The sequence below is a fragment of the Pseudoalteromonas rubra genome (genome assembly GCF_004212645.1).
In the GTDB taxonomy this organism is placed as follows: domain Bacteria; phylum Pseudomonadota; class Gammaproteobacteria; order Enterobacterales; family Alteromonadaceae; genus Pseudoalteromonas; species Pseudoalteromonas rubra_G.
In genome coordinates this window covers 48,201-69,007 of the sequence record NZ_PPUZ01000005.1, presented here as the reverse complement: position 1 = coordinate 69,007, position 20,807 = coordinate 48,201, and the positions used below count along the sequence as shown (strand labels likewise).

Genomic DNA, 20,807 nt, shown 5'->3' with positions numbered 1-20,807 from the left:
GCTTAATGATGCGCATGTTCAGACATGGCTGAGTCTTGCTCGCCGTGCTGCATCTGAGTCACAACAAAGTCATCCCCCACCTCAAAGGTAAAGGTTATCTGATCGCCAACATTAAACGCACTCAGGTCGATGTCTTCGGCTATCACAAAGTCCATGGTGGCCGCTGCACGACCCCATTTTTCAATGGCTCCGCGATGGATAGTGGCGATGCGAGACCCGGCATCTATTGCTTTGATATGGCCGTCCACGGTCGCCGTTGGCAAGGTAGGTTCAGCCATAATGTGAATGGTGGTGATTTCATACCCGGCATCCGTTTTGGTGACCTCAAAATGCAGCGACTGGCCGGTTTTTAGCGCACTGCTGTCGAGCGTCTCGGCAAGCTGAAAGTCCATGGTCATTTCGGGCCATTCCCACTCGGGCACGGCATCATGGGTTATGTTGATCACGTCCGATTGCGCCTCATAGTGGTTCACAGTCCCGGCCATCCAGACCTGAGTCGGTTTTGCATCCGCACTCATACGCTTAAAGTCAGAGCTTTTGCTGGACTCCGAATCAATCAGGAAATGAGCCGAGGTGACGACCCGGTCGTCCTGATGAAGTCCATCAAGGATCTCTGTGCTTTGCAGCCCTACCCGACCCAAAGTAACGGCCACAGATTTAAAGCGCCCTTCGCCCAACGCCACAACAACCCTATCCTGCTTACCGGTGCGGATCACCGCCTCGCTCGGCACCTGCATGGCTTGTGCTTTGCTGCCAGCCTGAATTTGCACCTGAGCAAACATATTGGGTTTCAGTTGCCCTGCTGCATTGTCAAACTTCAATCGTACCCGCAGGGTCCGGGTGGTTTCATTAAGGGTTGGATAAACATAGTCTACATTGCCCTGCCAACGCGCACCGGGCAGATAGTCCAACGTCATGGTAACGGGCTGACCAGCTTTGACCAGCGCGGTATCGCGCTCGAATACTTCGGCTTCCACCCAGACCTGATCCAGCTGGGCAATACTCATCAGGGTATTACCTGGATTGACATAAAACCCTTCGCGGATCTTCAGCTCGGCTATCACGCCGCTTTGACGGGCGTAGAAGGTGATGGTCTGACGCACCTGACGCTGCGCCTCTAAACTGGCGATAAAATCGGACGACAATTGCAGCGCTATTAAACGCTCCCGTGCCGCTTTGATCAGGGTGGCATTGTTACGATTTAATGCGATCAAAAACTCTTCCTGCGCATTCACCAGCTGCGGCGAATAGAGCGAGTACAATGGTTGCCCCTGCTCCACCGGCTCGCCGGCCGCTTTGATGTATAAGGTTTCCACCCAGCCATCGACACGTGGGTGAATGTGTACCAACTTGTCTTCGTCATATTGCACATAACCGACCGTCGAAATTGTGCTGTGCATCGGCCCCACCTCAACTGCGGCAGTTCTCACGCCCAGGTTGTTCACCACTTCAGGAGATATCGTAACGGCGCCCGCCACCTGTTCTTCACTTTCGGCATAAACTGGCACCAGATCCATGCCCATGGGCGACTTTCCGGGTTTATCACGGCGATAATTACTGTCCATTGGCGCCACCCAGTAGAGCGGCTGGTTGCTATCGACCTCTGCGTCAGCGGTATGAGAGGGTGCAGCGGTCAGCGTCATCAGGGCATAGCTCAGCGCGCCACCCGATAAACCGGCAAGCAATAGTTTCAGCGTATTATTCATGAGTCACTCCTGGCTGATAGGTGGTGAGGTAATAGTTCAGTCTGGCAACGGTTTTAAGAGCATCGACGTCAATTTGTTTGGCCGCGACTCTGGCATTGAGCTCGGCAATGCGAGCACGCACGACCTCTGCAAAATCACCGTTATCATTGGTGTAAGCGGTAAGCGCGGCTTCTGCCTGCTCGTGCGTTTGTTGTAACAACTGATCCCGATACAAGGTCTGACGCTCTGACAATCGTCTCAGCTGACTCGCCTCTTTTTCAACCTGACCGGACAGCTCACGCAGCAACAGTAATTTATCGGTTTTGATGGCTTCGCGATTTGACTGAGCTGAGCTCAGCCACTGGTCCTGACGGTTGTCCGTGAATAAAGGCACATCCAGCGTCACCCCCAGCGAAAAGAAGTCTGCGCGGCTGCTGCCATCTGGCATATCACTGCGATATCCATAACTGGCATTCACGCCCCACTGCGGCTTATATTGCTGGCGAGCAATCGCAACCCCTTTGCCAGCCGCCTCAATACGCACATCCTGCGCCAGCACCACCGGATGGCTGGTAAGCCGTGCCAATAGTCGCTCTGCATCCGGCTTGCCTTGTACAAAAATAGCCGGGACAGCCACTTTTAGCTGAGGCAAGGTCTCTGGCAGATTGATATCAGACCAGGCGATATGCGCCTGAGCGCCTCGCAGCCAGGCCAGCAGCTGTGCACGCGCAGACTCCCGTTTTTGGTATTCAACACTGAGGCGGTCATCGAGCTGCACTAACTCCAGTTGCGCGCGGATCACATCCTGCTGGCGGGTACGCCCGACCACATTGGCATAACTGGCTTTACTGACATCAACCAGTTGTTCAAACAGGGCTTTGTCCTGCTCAATCAAAGCAATGGTACGCTCGGCCAGATAGGTATCGAGCCATAGCTGGCTGACTTGTGCCCGTATTTGCGCAATCCGGTCGGCGCGCAGCAATGGATATTCCTCACTGGCAATCTGTAGCTGTTCACGTTTAAGTGCTAACTCATCGCCACGGCCAAACTGTTGGCTCACGCCCACCTTAAGCTGGGTCATTGCCTCGCGGTCGTGTTGCCAGCCATCCACTGGCAGATTCATCATAGACAAGGACACTTTGGGATCAGGTAGCGTACCGGCGGCGAGGCCTTGCGCATAGGTGGCTTGCTACTGGTGTTGGTGTTTTTGCAATAAAGGATCCTGAGCAATCGCCTGCTCGATGGCTTTTTGTAAAGGTAAATTGGCAGAGGCCTGCACAGAGCTGGTTGCCATTATCAGTGCGCCCAACAGCGCGCAACGGGCTGTTGCAGGAATTAAAAACGACATCAAAACTGCTCCTTATAAGTATCGATTTGCGCATAAACCTGATGGCTGCCATCTTTCATCAGCAGTAAGACCTGATATGGCATAAATCGGCCATCTACTTCCATGCCAGGCGAACCCAGTGGCATGGCAGGCACACTCAGCCCAATGGCATCCGCTTTAGGGTTGGCCAGAAATTGCTGAATAAACTTAGCCGGGACGTGCCCTTCAAAGACCCAGCCGTCATGGCTAAGCGCGGTATGGCAAGAGCGGTAACGCGGTGCAATACCGTGACGTGATTTAAGCGCACTTAAAGACGCCAGCTCCCGGCCCTGCGCCGCAACCCCTTGCGCCAAAAGGTGCGACAGCCACTTTTTGCAGCAGCCACAGGTTGGTGTTTTATAGACAGTTAAAGTTTGTAGCGGGCCCGGCTGAGCCTGACTGCTCAAGCTCAGCAGCGAGAACAAACAGGCGCTCAGAAATAGACCATATTTTTTGATAGTAAAAGACATCATTTGCCTCCGTCTTCTTCCTGCGCGCTAAAACGGCGAGCGCAGGCAAGGATCATGTAATCATCACACTGCAAAGCGCAGTGTTATCATCTTAAGAAGTTGGATTGACAGGTCAGGCGCCAAAATTTAGACGCACTTCACCTGAGTCAGGCAAAAATGGGGGGGCGATATAAGGACTGAGCGACCGCTATTGGGAGTTGGTCGTCATGCCAAATTGCGGCAAGGAAAACGGGGTCTGTAGTGAGAGAAAATTCGGCAACAGGCAGCAGTTGTGCACTGCTACAGGCATTAGCGGGACAGGCACAGTCACTCTCACAACAATCTTGTGCAGAATCTGGATGCACAAGCAGGAGCTCAGAGTCGAGTTCATCACCATGATGGTGGTTTGACGGCGCTTTATGCATAGCCGTGCCGTGCATAGTGTGTCCCTGCATATGTACCTCACAGTTCATCACCATTGCCGACATCCCCTGAGCTGCAAAAGCCAGGATGGCCAGTATAAATACAATTAACTTACCCACGTAACTCATAATTGCCCCGATCACCTCTGACAACATTATTACACACATTAAACGAGTTGAGTATAATTTGGAGAGTATTATCACCCACATCTGATGTTTTCTATCGTTAACAAAAAGAGGTACAATAGAGCAAAATACTCAATAATCATGGAAGTAAAATCAATGAATCTAAAAAACTTACCTCTTTCCTCTGTGGGTTTCGCCGTGTGTCTGGCCTTAACTGGATGTGGTTCGGACTCCGATAAGTCAGCACCGGTTGTGACACCCGAAAAACAACCTCTGTCTGTCTCTGTTACCTCATTGTCTGCGACCAGTGAAGTCGATGCATCATCAACCGAAGTGAAGGTTTCTGTCTCTGACGAAAGCCAGGTAAAATCGCTCTCATTGTTAGTCAATGGAGAGAAAGTAGATACCATCGAGTCAGCGCCTTGGTCATTGCAATGGGATGCCTATTATTGGGGTAATTCATCGGCCACCATCTCAATTGAAGCCGTCGACAAAGACAACAAGGTGCACAACAGTGCTGCTCCGTTCAACGTCGAAGTCACTAATGCCGTCACCGATGCGATGGCATTTGGTGAGCTGAATGAAACACTGCGCAATACCGATTCACTCAAAGTCTCGTTCAGCCCGGTTAACAATGCGGAATTTTATGAAATCCAGATCAAGCGTGATGGTACAGAACAAATCATAAAATCTGACGACACCAGTGCTGAGCTGACTGAGCTGCTTCTTGGCGAGTACAATATCAGCTACCGCGCCACAAATAGCCTGGAGCAGACTGGCCCCTGGTCTCAGCCAGAAACTTTCACCCTGTTAGCACCGGAAGCACCGGCAGCCATGGAAGAGCCAAAGATTGAACTGACTGAAACGGGCTATAAACTGACATACACGCCACCGGAACTTGAAGACGGGCTTTACGTCCAGCTTGCACTGGTTGAACTGGGTGAACAAACAGACCTCACCACGAATTCAAAAGACGGCCAGGCTTTGGTTTTTGAAGGGCTAAAACCGGGCGCATATCAGGTGGAGGCAAGCATTATCAATGCATATGGTCATAAGTCAGCACCCACCATGTTAAACGTTGAACTGGAAGCGCCTCAGGCACCGGAAAACGTTGAAACGGCAATGGTTATGGAGGGGGATCAACATCGCGTGACCTTCAGCTGGGAAAACAACGATAATTTGGCTTATTACCTTGTTACTACAACCAACAATACAACTGAGCAAAGCACTGAAACAATCGTGACAGACTCGAATACACTTGACTTTATGCTACCTGCCGGTGAATACAGCTGGCAAATCCAGTCTGTTGATATCGCGGGTAATGAGTCTGCCTGGAGCAACACAAAGACCCTCTCGGTTGGCGTATACGACATACAATTTGAGAACGTTGCATGGTCTAGTGTAAACGTCCTATCGACCTTAGATAATGGCACCGTCATTCTATCTGACAAAGGAGATGACAACTGGCTGGTAAAGCTGGATGCGTACGGTAACGTATTGTGGGAAAAAACAATTTCTAAACCCGGATACCAACCACTTAACACTCTGTTAGAACTCCCCAGTGGGGAATTAGTCGCCAGTGGTAGCTTTTACAATGCAGGAAAGTCTTACGGTGTTACGGCTAAGTTCTCTGAAAATGGAGACGAAATTTGGTATACCGAAACTCAAAATAACAATGGTGACAGGTCTGGCAGCATCACCTCTGCTGTGCTTTGGAATGACAAGTATTACCGCCTGCAAAGTGTAGGAAATTATAATACGGGTTACGAAATCACAATCCAGCAAATTGATTTGAACACCGGTGAAATCGTTACCAGCACGCCATTTGTCGGTGACTTTGGCCCTTACAGAATTAGTGCGAGTGAGTTAATGGTTATCGACTCTGAACAACTGGCCATTGCTGGCACCTTGTTGACAGAAACATACTCTGAATTGACTACTGACCATGTCAATGTGTTTGTCGCAAAGCTAGACAAAACGCTTAAACTGACACACAGCTGGCAAGGTACGAATGTGGCGAGCCCGTATAGCGATTATTTTGGCGCGATAAAGCTAGACGAGCAAAAGAACCTACTCGTGTTTGGTCAAGAAGAATCCTCTGTTAACGTCAATACTTACAAACTGGACGCTAACTTAAATGTGCTGGCCGCCCAGATCAATTACCTAAACGCTGAATTAGATGTTGATTGGGAGTCAGCTGCGCACCTTACTTCCGATGGCTCTGTTGTAGCAATTGGAATGGACTTCAATTCAAATACCTTATACAGCGCCCATTTCGACTCCAACCTGGCATTTGTCAGAAAAGACGCTTTTGACAGTCCGGCACTGAACGATGGACCTTCATATGTGCTTAAAGCGAAAGATGGGACAACGATTTTCACCGACAGAGTGGCTCCGTATTCTGGGTCTGGTTTACGTGTTATCCGTACCGTATTTTAATATAGGCTAAAGCATGGCGAGTTGACTCGCCATGCTCCTTGCTTCAACCAGGTGCAGCCCGCTTTTTTCTGACTCCGCTTCTTGTGCACCAATTTAGTTCTGGAAAAGCGCATTTTAACTGCAAGCACACGGCAACTGGGGAAGATCAATATGAAGGCAATACAAGAATGACGCGACAGCAATAGGGAGGTGGTTGCCAAACCATATAGCAGCAAGGTAAATAAAGCCCCTAAGCAGAGATAACTTAGTAAAACGCAGCAATTAGCCCATTTACATCTGATTACATCATTACACATATAGAACCAGTTGAGTACAATTTAGTGAGTACTATCAAGCGCTTCTACCATTTTCCATTACCACAAGAAGAGGTACAATAAAGAAAAATACTCAATAATCATGGAAGTAAAATCAATGAATCTAAAAAGCTTACCTCTTTCCTCTGTGGGTTTCGCCGTGTGTCTGGCCTTAACTGGATGTGGCTCGGACTCCGATAAGTCAGCACCGATTGTGACACCCGAAAAACAACCTCTGTCTGTCTCTGTTACCTCATTGTCTGCAACCAGTGAAGTCGATGCATCATCAACCGAAGTGAAGGTTTCTGTCTCTGACGAAAGCCAGGTAAAATCGCTCTCATTGTTAGTCAATGGAGAGAAAGTAGATACCATTGAGTCAGCGCCTTGGTCATTGCAATGGGATGCCTATTATTGGGGTAATTCATCGGCCACCATCTCAATTGAAGCCGTCGACAAAGACAACAAGGTGCACAACAGTGCTGCCCCGTTCAACGTCGAAGTCACTAATGCCGTCACCGATGCGATGGCATTTGGTGAGCTGAATGAAACACTGCGCAATACCGATTCACTCAAAGTCTCGTTCAGCCCGGTTAACAATGCGGAATTTTATGAAATCCAGATCAAGCGTGATGGTACAGAACAAATCATAAAATCTGACGACACCAGTGCTGAGCTGACTGAGCTGCTCCTTGGCGAGTACAATATCAGCTACCGCGCCACAAATAGCCTGGAGCAGACTGGCCCCTGGTCTCAGTCAGAAAGCTTCACTCTGTTGGCACCTGAAGCGCCGACAGCCATCGAAGAGCCTGAGATTGAATTGACTGAAGCGGGCTATAAACTGACTTACAAAACACCAGAACTTGAAGACGGGTTTTACGTCCAGCTTGCACTGGCTGAACAAGCAGACCGCACTACGAATTCAAAAGACGGCCAGACTTTGGTCCTTGAAGGGCTAAAACCGGGCTCACATCAGGTGGAGGCAAGGATTGTTAATGCATATGGCCACAAGTCAGCACCCACCATGTTAAACGTTGAACTGGAAGCGCCTCAGGCACCGGCAAACGTTGAGACGGCAATGGTCATGGAAGATGATCAGCATCGCGTGACATTCAGCTGGGAAAACAACGATAAATTAGCTTCTTACATTGTCACTGCAACCAACAACACAACAGATGACAGCTTTGAAGCAACCACAGACTCAAACACGCTCGAGCTGACGCTACCTGCCGGTGAATACAGCTGGCAAATCCAGTCTGTTGATATCGCGGGTAATGAGTCTGCCCTAAGCGACATACAGACAATCAACGCTGGTGTATATGACGTTTCATTTGACAATGTAAACCCATATGAAGCAAGCATGATCAGCACATCAGACAAAGGTCATATCATCTTATCTCAAAAGGGCGATAACAACTGGCTGGCTAAGTTAGACGCTTATGGTAACGTGCTTTGGGAAAAGACAATTGATAAGCCGGGGTCACCTTCGCTTAACACCATTGTGGAGCTGCCCAACGGCGAGTTAGTAGCCAGCGGTGCCTATTATGATAGTCAAGCCGGTATCTCGAACACTGTAACAACCAAATTAACCAGCACTGGAGATGAAATTTGGTACAAGGAAACGCCACATAATGCCAATGGCGAAAAGTCTGCGAGTATCAACGATGCGGTATTGTGGAATGAGCAGTACTTCCGTCTGCTAAGCGTACAGCACGATGACCTGGCTTATAGCAACTCACTCCAGCAGGTAGACCTGACTACAGGTGAAATTGTTAATAGCACTCCATTTGCTCATGACTTTGGCACTTTCACTCTTTCTGCATCACATTTAAAGGTGATCGACTCTGAACAACTTGTTGTTGCTGGTACATTGATGAAAGAGAATGAGTCTGACTCGACCATTGATCCTATTACTATGTTTACAGCTAAACTAAACAAAGATCTTCAGGTTACACACAGCTGGCGAAGCGCTAATACTAGCGCGGATGGATTGAGCGGGCTGCTGCTAGATAGCCAGAACAACCTTCTTCTTTTCGGTGTGGATATGTACCACTCTGTCCACAGTTATAAGCTTGATCAAAACCTAAATGCACTGGCAGTGAACAGTAAGGTATTGTTTTTTGACCTATCTCTTAATAATGCGTTGCATGTAAATGCCGATGGCTCTGTATCTGGAATTGGAGAAAATCCAAGTACAGACTTGATTGTTAACATTTCTTTCGACCCCAATCTGGCATATGTCGGCGAAACCCCCGTGTTCAATTCGACACTGTCTAACAAGCCGCAATGGACATTCAGAGAAGCGGATGGTTCAACGGTTATGGCCGAGCGTACCGCCCCAACACATGGCTTACGTATCGTCCGTAAAGTGCTCTAATTAAACGACCCTGCACATGGTGGGCTTTGCCCACCATGTTTTTCCTCTCTTGTCACCCGAATGCTCCCTTCGCAAAGCTTGCGCTTTAATCCTCCTGTGGGATTACACATCTTAGCTATACTCTATGCATCGAAGTCCAAAAGCGCCACACAGGGCTCTAAGTAAAGCGGTTGGAGTGCGTCATGAAGTATGTGTTGATTGTGTGTGTATTGTTAGCCTGGACTTGCCAAAGTCAGACTCACGAGCCAGACACTGTAGCAACGCCCAAGTACTCCCTGGAAATTACCCTGCCAATTCGCCAGGTCAAATTACAAAAATACATCAGTGAATTACTCCATCTGGCACTGGCCGAGCTGGACTACGAGCTTGTCTTAACCATGACCCCAAATCCTTTATATATGCGTGAATCCCGATTACTAAACAGCGGCCGGATCACCATGATCATGCGTTTGGCAACGCCTGAGCGCGACGCCAGCTTCCACAAAATAGATGTCCCTCTGACTCAGGGGCTCATTGGTAAGCGATTACTGTTGATCCACCAACGCCATCAGGCGCGCTTTGACACCATCGATTCACTGGACAGCCTGCGCAGCGCTAAGCTGACCGGTGTTTTTGCTCCCGGCTGGTATGATAGCCAGATCTGGCAAGCTAATAAGCTCCCCTATATAGAAAGTGCCAGCGATCATACGACCATTTTACGTATGCTTATCGAGGGTAATCGTGGTTTTGATTACTTTTCCCGGGGCATCAACGAAATCGATGATTACGAACTGAGTAATGGGGTGATCATTGAGCCGCGACTGATACTGAGCTACCCACTGGATTTTCATTTTTATCTGCATCGAGCAAACACAGTACATATCTCCATCCTGACCCGGGCATTAACACAGGCCCGCGACAGTGGATTGCAGACTAAGCTGTTGAACAAGCACTTCGGATATCTACTGAAAAGGCATCAAGTGTCAAAGCGGCGTCTGATCACACTGGCACTGCCTACACCAGAAGCACAGACAACGCCTCAGCCATGACCCCACCACAACCATTTCGTCTGTTGCAGAGAGAAGCAGCGCAACCTACCGCGACACTCGCTGTTCTGGCTCTCAACTTCCAGCTCGTTCGGGTGTAAACCGTACCTAACTCATTGAATAAATTATTTGCGTTATCTCAGGGTAATTCTCGAAGAGCTAAGCTAGAATAGCGATAAATTTTATCTGGAGTATCTTTTCAATGAGCATTCATGTAATCAAACACCCGCTTGTACAGCATAAACTTGGCCTGATGCGTGAGCATGGGATCAGCACAAAAAGCTTTCGCGAGTTATGTCAGGAAGTGGGTACCCTGCTGACCTATGAAGCAACTAAGGACATTCCATTAGAAGATATCACCATCAAGGGCTGGCAGGGAGATGACCTGACAGTTCAACACATTAAAGGCAAGAAAATCACTGTTGTGCCAATCCTACGCGCCGGGCTGGGTATGATGGAAGGCGTGATGCAGTTAATTCCAAGCGCCAAGGTCAGTGTGGTTGGCCTGCAACGCAACGAAGAAACGCTTGAACCTGTACCCTACTTTGAGAAGCTGGTTGGTAACATTGAAGAGCGCATGAGTCTGGTAATTGACCCTATGCTGGCCACCGGTGGCTCTATGATTGCCACAATCGATATGCTGAAAAAAGCCGGCTGTAAAGAGATCAAAGTCATTGTGCTGGTTGCGGCACCTGAAGGCGTAGACAAAACCCTGGAAGCCCACCCTGACGTAGAGATTTTCACCGCCTCACTGGACAGCCACCTGAATGAGAAAGGCTACATAGTGCCAGGCCTTGGCGATGCCGGTGATAAAATTTTTGGCACAGTGTAGGACACGCTGAATGTCCAATACGTCTTTCACATCGCTTAAAACCATAGTGAGCGGTGCCCAGATGCTTTTTGTCGCCTTTGGTGCGCTGGTACTGGTGCCCTTGCTGACCGGTCTGGACCCCAACGTTGCGCTGTTTACCGCAGGCCTTGGCACTTTGGTGTTTCAGTTTGTCACACGCGGACAAGTGCCGGTTTTTCTGGCTTCTTCGTTTGCTTTTATCGCGCCCATCATTGCCAGCGTACAGGTATGGGGGATCCCTGCCACCATGGGTGGACTCATGGCTGCGGGTTTCGCCTATATTTTGCTAAGCTTACTGGTGCGCTTTAAGGGCGCTGATATTCTGCATAAAATCTTACCTCCGGTCGTTGTCGGTCCGGTGATCATGGTGATCGGTCTGGCGCTAGCCCCAGTCGCGGTTAATATGGCTATGGGCAAAAGTGGCGATGGTAGTGTGCAGCTGGTTGCTTACGAACAGGCTTTGATCATTTCCTTGTTGTCACTCGTTGTGACCTTAGTAGTGGCCGTCACCGCCAAAGGGATTTTTCGTCTCATCCCGATTCTGGCAGGGATTATCACCGGGTATGCCTTATCGCTGTTTTTCGGCATAGTGCAGTTTGATGCCGTGACCAATGCCAGCTGGCTGGCCATTCCGGCGTTTGTCTGGCCCGAGTTTTACTGGCCTGCCATCCTGTTTATGGTGCCAGTAGCAATTGCTCCGGCCATTGAACACATAGGCGATATGATGGCTATCAGTAATGTTACCGGTAAAGATTACCTGGAAAAACCCGGCCTGCACCGCACCTTACTGGGCGACGGCCTGGCCACCTCTACGGCCTCTTTGTTTGGTGGTCCACCCAATACCACCTACTCAGAAGTCACCGGGGCGGTGATGCTTACCCGTAACTTCAACCCTCAGGTCATGACCTGGACGGCAGTGATAGCCATCGTACTGGCCTTTGTTGGCAAGATGGGCGCAGGCTTACAGACCATTCCAACCCCGGTTATGGGCGGGATTATGACTCTGCTATTTGGCTCTATTGCAGTGGTTGGTCTAAACACACTGGTTAAGTCAGACACTGACCTCAGTGCACCACGTAACCTGAGTATCATAGCGCTGATCCTGGTATTCGGTATTGGTGGTATGCAACTTGGCAGCACCGAGTTTAGCCTGCAAGGGGTGAGCCTGTGCGCCATTTTGGGCATTGTGCTTAATTTACTGCTACCTAATCCTAAGCAAGAAGATTAAGTTGCTAATAATGCTCAGTATAATGTAATAACCGACTATGCTGAGCATTTTAAAATCCAGAAATAAAATAAAGTGCTATCTATTCACCCTATATGCTGTATAGTGGGTCACAGCTCAAACAGCTGAGCTATTAATGAATATTTAGTACAAGCTTTCCCAGTTTCTTTTCGATTCACTTCGTCATACTTACCCTGCGATATCTTTTCCTACATTACAGGTTTAGTAGCTTCAATTTAAATTTTATCGATTATATCGAGGTATGTATGTCTAATAAAACAACTGGTTCAGTAAAATGGTTTAACGAATCTAAAGGCTTTGGCTTTATCACACCTGACAATGGCGGCGCAGATGTGTTTGTACACTTCAGAGCAATTGAAGGTGATGGTTTTAAAACTCTGGTCGAAGGGCAAAAAGTGGCTTTCAATTCAGAACAAGGCGCCAAAGGCCCACAAGCTGCCAACGTCACCGCAGCTTAGTATCACAATAAAGGGATGTGTTGTTTAAAGCGCATATCCCTTTATGTAACCGCAGAAAAACGGCTGAAAAGCTAAGCAGAAATTAACTCTCTATTTCTGGCCCCTCCATATAGAAAACTGGCATACAAAGTTAATTGTTATTACCGCATTATCAATTTGACCGGCCCATATTTCTCATAAACCTTATCTATCAAATTGAGACTTAGCATGCGAAAGCAAACAAAGAAAACTGCCAATAAAGGGCGAAAAATTAGTTTTGAAGAAAAGCTTGAAAAATTGGTGAGTGAATATCGCCAGGAAAAAGAGTCTCTTGAACTATTAAATGAAGACGCCCCCGAATATCAAAATCAGCTTGCAAAATGCAACAAGCTTTTTGCCAATGTAGAGCGTTTTTTGAACCGAAACCGCTGATCTGCACGCCCTTATTCCATTGGGCTTAGCACTCATTTACACCAGCCAAATCAAAGCGCGACACGCCTGATAAACAGCTCCCTGACTCAAACTTCAATGATCATGACGTAAATATGAGCCAGTACAGGCTGGCTCGTCATTTTACGGAGCGTCACTCAGAGTGTCGAATTAGAAACCCTTAATAAATGTATCTGCCATCACAAAGTATTGATTGAGATACTTGCGCGTTTCTTCTTTACGATTTCTTTCTGAATTAATGTGAATATTTTCGACCACCACCGCAATGTCTTCTGCCAGCTTTTTCTTGTCACCAATCAGGTTAAGCGCGAAATACTCAACGCTCTTCTCAAGGGTATACGTGATCACATGGATCTCCTGAAGCTCGGCCGCATCCAAATCCCGCTTACTTCTAATTTCCGATGTCTTTTCAATAAAGATCTTTCGTGCATCCTCAACCGAAGTCACATCTGCGATTTTGAGGTGCTGAATAGATTTTTCATCTGCCTGGGCGGAAAAAGCAAGTACAGCGCTCATAAGCAATACAATTAACGTTTTCATTTAATCTCTCTAGCGTTGAAATATAGGGTTCAAAAAGTGGTTTATGAGTATGGCGTACAGACAAAACCGGTCAACTGATCGGCGTTAATTTACCGCCCATCATAGGCTTAAGAAGTGCGAAGTAAAGCCTCAGAGCCAGATGTGCAACCACCGACAACGGCAACCCACACATTACAATTGGCCTTGCTTACTGGTCACTTTGACAAGCTCACACTAAAACCGCATTACTCTATCAGTATTAGACGCTGAGCAAAGCTAAAAATTTATCATTTGTTAGATCAGGCGCAGTGGGGTTATTACCGGCGATAGAAAAGCGCCCTATAAAAGGCGTTGTGCCTTGCGCAAAAATCGGCAACTGGGTTAAAGCAGACAGTTGCCCACTGGGCTCAAAATACCCCGCAACGCAAGCCCCTTTGGCGTGCGCTCTGCGAAACCCAGCAAAGCTTGAATTACCTTGCTGTAAATTAACAAACTGTTGTGCCGTGACTTGCTCTGCTGAAAAAACATAACTGGCAGGTAGTAACATGCTCAGATAGATCATATGGAAAAGACGCACAATACCTCCGTAAAGAATAACACTCAACATCCGGCACAATCGTGATCATTGCGCTCAGAAAAGGGGACCGGTCAGACCAGCTTCCGGTTTCAAAAATACGTCCTTAAATCGTGAGCAGTTCATTTTGTGGCAATCAAAATCCAGGCATAAAAAAAACCAGCTTAAAAGCTGGATTATAAAAAGTGGGTCCAGTGGCGGACTCGTACCTTACATCAGTGCCACGCCCGGCGTGGGGCTCAAGTCCGACTCCACATCAAAAAGTAGATTTCAGACATAAAAAAACCCAGCTTAAAAGCTGGATTATAAAAAGTGGGTCCAGTGGGCGGACTCGTACCTTACATCAGTGCCACGCCCGGCGTGGGGCTCAAGTCCGACTCCACACTCGGCTAAACATCAAAATTCAGACATAAAAAAACCCCAACCTATTTGGTCAGGGTTATAAAAAGTGGGTCCAGTGGCGGACTCTTAACTTGCATCAGTGCCACGCCTGGCGTGGGGCTCAAGTCCGACTCCACACTCGGCTAAACATCAAAATTCAGACATAAAAAAACCCCAACCTATTTGGTCAGGGTTATAAAAAGTGGGTCCAGAGGACGGACTCTTACCTTGCATCAGTGCCACGCCCGGCCTGGGGCTCAAGTCCGACTCCACTTTGCTTCAAGATGATTGCTTGAATTTCAGATATAAAAAAACCCAGCTAAAAAGCTGGGTTATAAAAAGTGGTACCAGTGGGCGGACTCTTACCTTGCATCAGTGCCACGCCCGCCGTGGGGCTCAAGTCTTATGCCACTTGACTCATATATTTCAGATATAAAAAAACCCAGCTTAAAAGCTGGGTTATAAAAAGTGGGTCCAGTGGGCGGACTCGTACCTTGCATCAGTGCCACGTCCGGCGTGGGGCTCAAGTCCTATGCCACTTGACTCATAAATTTAAAGCATAAAAAAACCCAGCTTAAAAGCTGGGTTATAAAAAGTGGGTCCAGTGGACGGACTCGTACCTTGCATCAGTGCCACGCCAGGCGTGGGGCTCAAGTCCGACTCCACTTTGCTTCAAGATGATTGCTTGCATTTCAGATATAAAAAAACCCAGCTTAATAGCTGGGTTATAAAAAGTGGTACCAGTGGGCGGACTTGAACCGCCACGCCCGAAGGCAACGGATTTTGAATCCGTCATGTCTACCAATTCCATCACACTGGCATAATTTTTCTTTTATCTTCTAACTTAGAGAAAATAAAGAAAAACCACTTTGAGCTTAGGCTTTGTTTTATATGCCTTCGTCTCTATGCCCAGCATTATACAAATTGGCGGGAGGGTAGCAAGCGTTTTTTACAAAACGTCGTTCAAGTGCTTGGTAAATGAACAGCTGCTGAAAACTCGCCGGGTTTTTTAGTGTTAGATTAAAAATCAGGTAGAATAGGTCATATTTCGGCTTTAATGAGTGAACCAAATGGCTTCGTTTCCCCGTGCGGGCTTAACCCGTCGTCTTGCATCTCTGATCTATGATGGTCTGGTCGTGATTGCATTTGCAATGCTGTCTATGGTGGTATTTTTATTGGTGATTGAGGGCTTTATCTCGGCAGGCTGGCTGTCTCAGGGCAGCCATGAAGACGTCTCGGCGCTGATCCAGGCCTCTCCTTTATTGTCCTTTTTCCGTGGCTTTGTGCTGATTGCCGTCTCAGTGCTGTTTTTTGCTTACTTCTGGACTAAGAGCGGCCAGACCATAGGCATGCGCGCCTGGCGACTGAAAGTGCAAACGCCAGATGGCGAGTTACTCAGCTGGCCCAGAGCCAGTGCACGGGCATTATGTGCGCTGCTGGGACTGGGTAATATTCTCGTGCTGATTGATTTTAAACACAAACGTGCGCTGCAAGATATGATCTGTGGCACCGAAGTCGTGGTACTAAGCAAAGAAGAAAACAAACGGATCTACGATAGTCTGGACTAGCTTGCCCGGCACAACAACAGCAACAAAAAAGCCTGACTGAGTCAGGCTTTTTTGTGTTTATTCTCTTTGCTAACCTCGCTGGCGATTAAGCAGGTAAAACGCCGTCGCAGTAAATAACACGCTGGGCATCACCGCGCCCACTACAGGTGGGATCTCATACACCATAACAATCGGACCAAAAATCTCATTGCTCAGGTGGAAAATAAGCCCGGTGATCACACCCATAATAATCCGTGCGCCCATGCTCACCGAACGCAGCGGCCCGAAGATAAACGACAGAGCAACCAGCAGCATTACGGCAATGGTCAGCGGCTGCATGACTTTGCGCCACAGCGCCAGTTCATAGTTACTGGTATCCTGCTCATTTTGCTCCAGATACTGTAAATACGACCACAGACCAGAGAAGGACAGCGCATCTGGCTCAACGGAAGCAACATCCAGCCGGTCCAGCGTCAGCTGAGAAACATAGTTAAGGGTTTGCGCGTACTCCGTGCGGATCTGCTCTTCTTCAATGATCACTTCCTCAATGGCTTGCAGCTGCCAGCCCTCATCGGTGACAATACCCGATTTAGCCCGGGTGATCTTCACCAGATTCAGATCATCACCAAAGTGATAAATATTGACACTTTGCAGATTGCCGGACTTCTCGATATTGGCAATATTAATGAAATTACTGCCATCTTTGGCCCATACGCCCTGCTGCGCTTCAAATACCTCACCACCATTAATTGCCTGATTACGCAGCTGTTTAGCGGTTTGCTCTGCCTGTGGAGCCCCCCACTCGCCCAGTGCCATCATACACAGGGCTAATACAATGGCCGACTTCATTACCGAGCCGATGATCTGCAACCGCGACATGCCCGCCGCCTGCATCACTACCAGTTCACTACTGGAAGCCAATGCGCCCAGGCCTGTTAAGCCGCCAATCAACGCAGCCATCGGAAAGAACACCACAATATCGCTGGGCATGCTGTACAAGGTGAACAGCAAGGCGTCCATCACTTCATAAGTACCACGGCCCACTGAACGCAGCTGCTCAATAAACTTAATTAAGGTATTAATCCCCACGAACACCAGTAGCGCAAAGCCAGTCGTTTGCAAGATGCTGCGCCCGAGATACCAGTCCAGCGTCTTCATCATTGTTGTGGCTCCCGTTTTAACAACATGGAGCGCACCCAAACCCCGAAGGGTCGGCCCTTAGCAATCAGATAGGCCCCAATAAACAACACACACAAGTGGATCCACCACAACCCGACCGAGGTCGGCACCTTACCTTCGGCGACCAGATATTTACCCGCATTGAGCATGATAAAGTAACCCAGATAAATACAAATGGCGGGCACCAGCTTAGCAAACTTACCTTGCCTGGGGTTCACCACACTGAGCGGCACCGCCAGTAAGGTCAGTAATATAATCGAAATGGGCACAGATAAGCGCAGCTGAAATTGGGCAATGGCTTCTGGCGTACCCATTTGAAGCAAGCTGGACGAAGGTAAATCTTCGAGTTTACGACGCCGTTGTTCGATTTCCTGCTCACGGATCTGCACCTGATAGCTGCTAAACTCGGTCTTGTTCAGGGCCTGACTAAAGCCATCGGTTTCAAACCGCTTACCATCGCTGAGCACCAATTGTTGCTCGCCGGTGCCTTCTTCAACCACCCGGCCCTTCTGAGCAAAGACGATCCGCGCGGCCTGGTTTGACTCACGATCCGGCAACTGGGCAACAAACACGCGATTAAGCTCTTTACCCTGATCACTGGTGTTGTGAACAAACACCACGGCTTTTTCGTTGCCGGTTTGCTGAAACCGCCCGGCGCGAATTTGACTAAGCCCGGACTCAGCATTGGCTTGCTCACGCAACTGGTTTTCTTTTTCACCAGCCCAGGGCGCCACATACAAGCTCAACGCCGCCGCCATCAGTGAAATTACAAAGCTAGACACTAAGGTGACCCGAACGACATACCACTCACTGACGCCGCAGGCTTTGAGCACCGTCATTTCGCTGTCGGCATAGACCCTGCTGTAGGCAAGAATGATCCCCAAAAATAAACTCAATGGCAGGATATAAACCGCCAGTTTAGGCAAGTTCAGGGCAAGGAAAGACATAACAAGTTTACCGGGAATACTGCCACCTGAGGCTTCCGCCAGGATCCGGACAAACTTCTGCGAGATGAATATGGTCATAAGGGTCATAAAAACGGCGACCTGAGATTTTAAAATCTCAGCAGTCAGGTATCGAAAAATAAGCAATGTCCGCCCCTATAAAACGTCTCATTTCACTGGAATAGTGGGAAATTTTGAGTAAACTGGTTATTTTAATCACTTTATTATATGCCATCGGATCCAAATATCCTACTAAAGCAACCGGCTAAAGCGCCAAATGCGCGCGTCAGTTGGCCGTTTTTTAGTTCAGCCCCCATAAATGGAGTGGCTGAGGCATAAAAAGTTCAAAAAAGACAGCACATTGACTCAGGAGTCGCAATGGAATTCAGCGTAAAAAGTGGTAGCCCAGAAAAACAACGCAGTGCGTGTATTGTTGTTGGCGTATACGAACCACGCCGCCTTTCACCCGTCGGGGAACAGCTGGATAAAATCAGCGAAGGGTATATTTCTAACCTGCTGCGCCGCGGTGACCTAGAAGGTAAACCCGGCCAGGTGCTTTTACTGCATCATGTACCAAACGTGTTGAGTGAACGTGTGCTACTTGTTGGCTGTGGTAAAGAGCGCGAGCTCGACGACAAACAATACAAACAGATCATCGACAAAACCATCAGCACTTTAAATGATACCGGCTCAATGGAAGCCGTGTGTTTTTTGACTGAGCAACATGTTAAAGGGCGTGATACTTACTGGAAAGTACGCCAGGCAGTCGAAACCACCCAGGACAGCCTCTACACCTTCAACCAGCTGAAGAGCAAAAAGAGCGAAGCGCGTCGTCCGCTGCGTAAAATCGTATTTAACGTCCCAACGCGTCGCGAGCTGCCCATTGGCGAAAGTGCCATCGAGCATGGCCTGGCCATCGCAGCAGGCTCAACCTTATGTAAAGATGTTGCCAACATGCCGCCCAATATCTGCAACCCACGCTACTTAGGTGAGCAGGCGCAGGCACTGGCCGATGAGTTCGACAACGTCACGGTTAACCTGGTTGGCGAAAAAGAAATGGAAGAGCTGGGTATGCACTCTTACCTGGCGGTTGGCCGAGGCAGTGCCAACGAATCCGTGATGTCGGTGATCCACTATAACGGCGCGCCGCAAAAGCAAGCGCCTATCGTCTTTGTGGGTAAAGGCCTGACATTTGATTCCGGCGGTATTTCTATCAAGCCAGGCGAAGGCATGGACGAAATGAAATACGACATGGGTGGTGCCGCGGGCGTACTGGGCCTGATGCGTGCCGTGGTGCAAATGCAGCTGCCGCTCAACGTGATTGGCGTACTGGCTGGCTGTGAAAACATGCCGGGCAGCAATGCTTACCGTCCTGGTGACATCCTGACTACGATGTCAGGGCAAACCGTCGAAGTACTCAATACCGATGCGGAAGGTCGCCTGGTATTGTGTGATGCGCTCACCTACGTAGAAGCGTTTGAGCCAGAAGTGGTGGTGGATGTCGCAACCCTGACCGGTGCCTGCATTATCGCGCTGGGTCATCACGCAACAGGTTTGTTGTCGAACCACAACCCGCTGGCCCATGACCTGTTAAAAGCGTCTGAGCAAAGTGGTGACCGCGCATGGCAGCTGCCTTTGTGGGATGATTATCAGGAGCAGCTGAAAAGCCCGTTTGCCGATTTCACCAACCTGGGTGGACGTGCAGCAGGTACTATTACTGCCGCTTGCTTCCTGTCTAAGTTCACTAAGAAGTACAACTGGGCGCACCTGGATATCGCAGGTACAGCCTGGCGCAGTGGTGCCAATAAAGGTGCAACCGGTCGTCCGGTGCCTATGTTAATGCAATACCTGCTTAACCGTGCTGATGTGACCGAACAGCCGCAGGATTAATTCCCGACGCGGCACAGGATGTCGCGCACCACGTTGATTGATGAAAGCCGCATTCTGTGTCAGAATGCGGCTTTATTTTGAACGCTGTGTCAGATGCTGATTTACCCGCTATGGCAGGGCGTTTCGCTAGCTAGAAAACCACATGTCATGACCATCAACGCACGCTTTTTTGTATTAAAGCAAGATAATGAGCCGGGCAAACCAGTGCCGGCTCATTTTGATCTCGCCGCACGCAGCGCCGCTAAGCTGTATCGCGCCGGACAACGTGTCTTTATTTACGTAGACAGCGTTGAAGATGCCCATGCGGTTGACGAGCACTTGTGGTGTTTTGAGGCCGACAGTTTTGTGCCTCATAACCTGCAAGGCGAAGGCCCCAAAGGGGGCGCACCGGTCGAGATCGGCCAAATGCCACCCGTTGGCAGACGCACCATTTTAATTAATCTGGCACAACAGCTGCCAGATTTTGTGCGCCGATTCGACAAGATCTATGATTTTGTGCCGGTTGAAAGCAATGCCAAACACGCGGCACGCCAGCGGTTCATGCAACTGCGTCAGCTCGGCGCTGAAATTTCAACCAAAGAAATTGACAACTAAAGTATTTTTTAAGGTTC

Annotated in this window: 18 protein-coding genes, 1 tRNA gene and 1 pseudogene; 10 read left to right on the top strand and 10 right to left on the bottom strand. The window is 48.8% G+C overall.

Annotated elements, in window-relative coordinates:
• Positions 1 to 2: 2 nt before the first annotated feature.
• The 5 genes and pseudogenes from C3B51_RS02545 to C3B51_RS02530 form a co-directional block, all read right to left on the bottom strand.
• Positions 3 to 1,706, bottom strand: coding sequence for an efflux RND transporter periplasmic adaptor subunit (locus tag C3B51_RS02545; protein ID WP_130244067.1), 1,704 nt, complete (start codon positions 1,704 to 1,706; stop codon positions 3 to 5).
• Positions 1,699 to 2,838: pseudogene (locus C3B51_RS24135) on the bottom strand (TolC family protein); the annotation flags it as partial. The gene C3B51_RS02545 and the pseudogene C3B51_RS24135, both read right to left, overlap by 8 nt.
• A gap of 36 nt (positions 2,839 to 2,874) precedes the next feature.
• On the bottom strand, positions 2,875 to 3,033 hold the full coding sequence (locus C3B51_RS23870; RefSeq protein ID WP_240701837.1) for a hypothetical protein: 159 nt from the start codon (positions 3,031 to 3,033) through the stop codon (positions 2,875 to 2,877).
• A complete protein-coding gene (locus tag C3B51_RS02535) occupies positions 3,033 to 3,521 on the bottom strand; it encodes a DUF411 domain-containing protein (RefSeq protein ID WP_130244125.1) in 489 nt (162 codons plus the stop codon). The genes C3B51_RS23870 and C3B51_RS02535 overlap by 1 nt, the downstream gene beginning before the upstream one ends.
• Positions 3,522 to 3,667: 146 nt before the next feature.
• Positions 3,668 to 4,042: a hypothetical protein gene (locus C3B51_RS02530; protein WP_130244066.1), complete on the bottom strand. Its 375-nt coding sequence runs from the start codon at positions 4,040 to 4,042 to the stop codon at positions 3,668 to 3,670.
• Between the two features lie 162 nt (positions 4,043 to 4,204).
• Between C3B51_RS02530 and C3B51_RS02525 the strand changes: the two genes are divergently transcribed.
• The 7 genes from C3B51_RS02525 to C3B51_RS02495 all read left to right on the top strand — a co-directional run bounded on the left by C3B51_RS02525 (position 4,205) and on the right by C3B51_RS02495 (position 13,144).
• Positions 4,205 to 6,487, top strand: a complete 2,283-nt coding sequence (locus tag C3B51_RS02525; protein WP_130244065.1) for an Ig-like domain-containing protein — start codon at positions 4,205 to 4,207, stop codon at positions 6,485 to 6,487.
• A gap of 411 nt (positions 6,488 to 6,898) precedes the next feature.
• Positions 6,899 to 9,154 (top strand): Ig-like domain-containing protein, encoded by a 2,256-nt coding sequence (locus tag C3B51_RS02520; RefSeq protein WP_130244064.1) that lies wholly within the window; start codon positions 6,899 to 6,901, stop codon positions 9,152 to 9,154.
• A 182-nt stretch (positions 9,155 to 9,336) separates the two neighbouring features.
• Positions 9,337 to 10,182 carry a hypothetical protein gene (locus tag C3B51_RS02515; RefSeq protein WP_130244063.1) on the top strand — a complete coding sequence of 282 codons (846 nt, stop codon included), beginning with the start codon at positions 9,337 to 9,339 and terminating at the stop codon, positions 10,180 to 10,182.
• A 199-nt stretch (positions 10,183 to 10,381) separates the two neighbouring features.
• The gene (gene upp, locus C3B51_RS02510; protein ID WP_046003070.1) at positions 10,382 to 11,011 is read left to right on the top strand and encodes a uracil phosphoribosyltransferase; all 630 of its coding nucleotides are present in this window, start codon (positions 10,382 to 10,384) and stop codon (positions 11,009 to 11,011) included.
• A gap of 10 nt (positions 11,012 to 11,021) precedes the next feature.
• Entirely contained in the window at positions 11,022 to 12,257 is a 1,236-nt protein-coding gene (locus tag C3B51_RS02505) for a uracil-xanthine permease family protein (protein ID WP_130244062.1), read from the top strand.
• Positions 12,258 to 12,520: 263 nt separating this feature from the next.
• Positions 12,521 to 12,733: a transcription antiterminator/RNA stability regulator CspE gene (gene cspE, locus C3B51_RS02500; protein ID WP_046003072.1), complete on the top strand. Its 213-nt coding sequence runs from the start codon at positions 12,521 to 12,523 to the stop codon at positions 12,731 to 12,733.
• Between the two features lie 207 nt (positions 12,734 to 12,940).
• Complete coding sequence (locus tag C3B51_RS02495; RefSeq protein WP_130244061.1) at positions 12,941 to 13,144, top strand: hypothetical protein; 204 nt, start codon at positions 12,941 to 12,943, stop codon at positions 13,142 to 13,144.
• A gap of 168 nt (positions 13,145 to 13,312) precedes the next feature.
• On the opposite strand, the gene C3B51_RS02490 is transcribed toward C3B51_RS02495, so the two are convergent.
• From C3B51_RS02490 to C3B51_RS02480, 3 genes are all read right to left on the bottom strand, one after another.
• Positions 13,313 to 13,702, bottom strand: coding sequence for a DUF6746 family protein (locus tag C3B51_RS02490; protein ID WP_240657351.1), 390 nt, complete (start codon positions 13,700 to 13,702; stop codon positions 13,313 to 13,315).
• 238 nt (positions 13,703 to 13,940) lie between these two features.
• On the bottom strand, positions 13,941 to 14,258 hold the full coding sequence (locus tag C3B51_RS02485; RefSeq protein WP_240657353.1) for a catalase: 318 nt from the start codon (positions 14,256 to 14,258) through the stop codon (positions 13,941 to 13,943).
• Positions 14,259 to 15,371: 1,113 nt separating this feature from the next.
• Positions 15,372 to 15,456 (bottom strand) — tRNA-Leu (locus C3B51_RS02480).
• Between the two features lie 250 nt (positions 15,457 to 15,706).
• Between C3B51_RS02480 and C3B51_RS02475 the strand changes: the two genes are divergently transcribed.
• A complete protein-coding gene (locus C3B51_RS02475) occupies positions 15,707 to 16,204 on the top strand; it encodes an RDD family protein (RefSeq protein WP_125716664.1) in 498 nt (165 codons plus the stop codon).
• Positions 16,205 to 16,273: 69 nt separating this feature from the next.
• On the opposite strand, the gene lptG is transcribed toward C3B51_RS02475, so the two are convergent.
• A complete protein-coding gene (gene lptG / locus C3B51_RS02470) occupies positions 16,274 to 17,344 on the bottom strand; it encodes an LPS export ABC transporter permease LptG (protein WP_130244060.1) in 1,071 nt (356 codons plus the stop codon).
• Complete coding sequence (gene lptF / locus C3B51_RS02465; protein WP_125716666.1) at positions 17,341 to 18,453, bottom strand: LPS export ABC transporter permease LptF; 1,113 nt, start codon at positions 18,451 to 18,453, stop codon at positions 17,341 to 17,343. The genes lptG and lptF overlap by 4 nt, the downstream gene beginning before the upstream one ends.
• Before the next feature lie 231 nt (positions 18,454 to 18,684).
• On the opposite strand from lptF, the gene pepA reads away from it, so the two are divergent.
• Positions 18,685 to 20,196: a leucyl aminopeptidase gene (gene pepA / locus C3B51_RS02460; RefSeq protein WP_130244059.1), complete on the top strand. Its 1,512-nt coding sequence runs from the start codon at positions 18,685 to 18,687 to the stop codon at positions 20,194 to 20,196.
• Positions 20,197 to 20,343: 147 nt separating this feature from the next.
• Positions 20,344 to 20,790: a DNA polymerase III subunit chi gene (locus tag C3B51_RS02455; protein ID WP_046004999.1), complete on the top strand. Its 447-nt coding sequence runs from the start codon at positions 20,344 to 20,346 to the stop codon at positions 20,788 to 20,790.
• The last annotated feature ends 17 nt before the right edge of the window (positions 20,791 to 20,807 follow it).

Bases quoted from the DNA above. Each gene is read 5' to 3' on its own strand.
- C3B51_RS02520 (WP_130244064.1), top strand. From the start codon at position 6,899: ATGAATCTAAAAAGCTTACCTCTTTCCTCTGTGGGTTTCGCCGTGTGT.
- upp (WP_046003070.1), top strand. From the start codon at position 10,382: ATGAGCATTCATGTAATCAAACACCCGCTTGTACAGCATAAACTTGGC.
- C3B51_RS02495 (WP_130244061.1), top strand. From the start codon at position 12,941: ATGCGAAAGCAAACAAAGAAAACTGCCAATAAAGGGCGAAAAATTAGT.
- pepA (WP_130244059.1), top strand. From the start codon at position 18,685: ATGGAATTCAGCGTAAAAAGTGGTAGCCCAGAAAAACAACGCAGTGCG.
- C3B51_RS02535 (WP_130244125.1), bottom strand. From the start codon at position 3,521: ATGTCTTTTACTATCAAAAAATATGGTCTATTTCTGAGCGCCTGTTTG.
- C3B51_RS02455 (WP_046004999.1), top strand. From the start codon at position 20,344: ATGACCATCAACGCACGCTTTTTTGTATTAAAGCAAGATAATGAGCCG.
- cspE (WP_046003072.1), top strand. From the start codon at position 12,521: ATGTCTAATAAAACAACTGGTTCAGTAAAATGGTTTAACGAATCTAAA.
- C3B51_RS02515 (WP_130244063.1), top strand. From the start codon at position 9,337: ATGAAGTATGTGTTGATTGTGTGTGTATTGTTAGCCTGGACTTGCCAA.
- C3B51_RS23870 (WP_240701837.1), bottom strand. From the start codon at position 3,033: ATGTCGTTTTTAATTCCTGCAACAGCCCGTTGCGCGCTGTTGGGCGCA.
- C3B51_RS02505 (WP_130244062.1), top strand. From the start codon at position 11,022: ATGTCCAATACGTCTTTCACATCGCTTAAAACCATAGTGAGCGGTGCC.
- lptG (WP_130244060.1), bottom strand. From the start codon at position 17,344: ATGATGAAGACGCTGGACTGGTATCTCGGGCGCAGCATCTTGCAAACG.
- C3B51_RS02545 (WP_130244067.1), bottom strand. From the start codon at position 1,706: ATGAATAATACGCTGAAACTATTGCTTGCCGGTTTATCGGGTGGCGCG.
- C3B51_RS02475 (WP_125716664.1), top strand. From the start codon at position 15,707: ATGGCTTCGTTTCCCCGTGCGGGCTTAACCCGTCGTCTTGCATCTCTG.
- C3B51_RS02525 (WP_130244065.1), top strand. From the start codon at position 4,205: ATGAATCTAAAAAACTTACCTCTTTCCTCTGTGGGTTTCGCCGTGTGT.
- C3B51_RS02490 (WP_240657351.1), bottom strand. From the start codon at position 13,702: ATGAAAACGTTAATTGTATTGCTTATGAGCGCTGTACTTGCTTTTTCC.